Below are 1,193 nucleotides of genomic sequence, written 5' to 3' on the forward strand. Positions count from 1 at the left end.
GAAGCCGGCCGAGCCGATGGTGCTGCTCGATCCGAAGCTGATCACCGCCGAGAACCTGAAGGACTACAAGGGCTGGACGGCGGCCCGCTAAAAAGCCTGCTCCCAAGGCTGGCGCGGCCGGATCGGTCCGGCCGCGCCTCATTCATCGGACGGAGATGATCATGTCGCGCATTGGAATCCACTCTTTCGTCTGGTCTGCGAGCTCGGCGCAGGCGGATCTCGAACGCACGCTCGCCAACACCAAGGAAGCCGGCTTCGACCTGATCGAGTTCTCCTATCTCGATCCGGCCGATGTCGATATCGGCAGGCTGGCCAAAAGCATCGCCGATCTCGGCCTGGGCGTTGCGATCAGCATCGGCCTGCCGGCCGATGGCGACATCTCCAGCCCCGACAAGGCGGTCGCCGCGCGTGGCGTCGAGAGCTTGAACCGCACCGTCGCCCTCACGCGCGATCTCGGCGGTCAAAAGGTCGGCGGCATCCTCTCGACCAGTCACGGACTGCAGACCGAAGCACCGACGCGAGACCAGTGGAACCGCAGCGCGGGAACACTTGCCAAGGTTGCCGAGACCGCCAAGGCCGCCGGGGTCACGCTCAATCTCGAAATCGTCAACCGCTTCGAGAGCAACCTGCTCAACACCGCCGCGCAAGGGCTGGCCTTCATCGAGGACACCGGCTCCGACAACATCTTCCTGCATCTCGACACTTTCCATATGAACATCGAGGAGGCCGATGTCGGGCTGGCCATCCGCCACGCCGCGAAGAAGATCGGCTATGTCCATATCGGCGAGAGCCATCGCGGCTTCCTCGGCACCGGTAGCATCGACTTCGCCGCGATCTTCGATGCGCTGACGGCGATCGGCTACAGCGACGACCTCAGCTTCGAGTCCTTCTCCTCGGAGATCGTCGACGAGAACCTGTCGCGGAAGACGGCGATCTGGCGCAATCTGTGGATCGACAATATGGAGCTCGCCCGCCATGCGCGCCGCTTCATCGCGGTCGGCCTGGAGACGGCGCGGCGCAAGGCCGATCTCGTCTCGGCTTCGCAGCGGCCCTGAAGCTTCACGACAATTCGCCGCGCCGCCAGCAGGCGATCAGATGGCCGTCGCCCGCATCGGTGGCGGGCGGTTCGGCTTTCAGGCAACCGGGCTGCGCCAACGGACAGCGGCCGGCGAATGCGCACCCGCTGTTCGAAT

At 64.8% G+C, this 1,193-nt stretch carries 1 protein-coding gene; it reads left to right on the top strand.

The window, feature by feature from the left end; translation table 11 throughout:
• The first annotated feature begins 161 nt into the window (after window positions 1–161).
• Window positions 162–1,055, top strand: coding sequence for a sugar phosphate isomerase/epimerase (locus EOA27_RS37220; RefSeq protein WP_127258802.1), 894 nt, complete (start codon window positions 162–164; stop codon window positions 1,053–1,055).
• Window positions 1,056–1,193 lie beyond the last annotated feature (138 nt).

It is taken from the genome of Mesorhizobium sp. M2A.F.Ca.ET.037.01.1.1, from assembly GCF_003998075.1.
Lineage (GTDB): Bacteria > Pseudomonadota > Alphaproteobacteria > Rhizobiales > Rhizobiaceae > Mesorhizobium.

Coding starts and splice junctions, on each gene's coding strand:
- EOA27_RS37220 (WP_127258802.1), top strand. CDS start 162: ATGTCGCGCATTGGAATCCACTCTTTCGTCTGGTCTGCGAGCTCGGCG.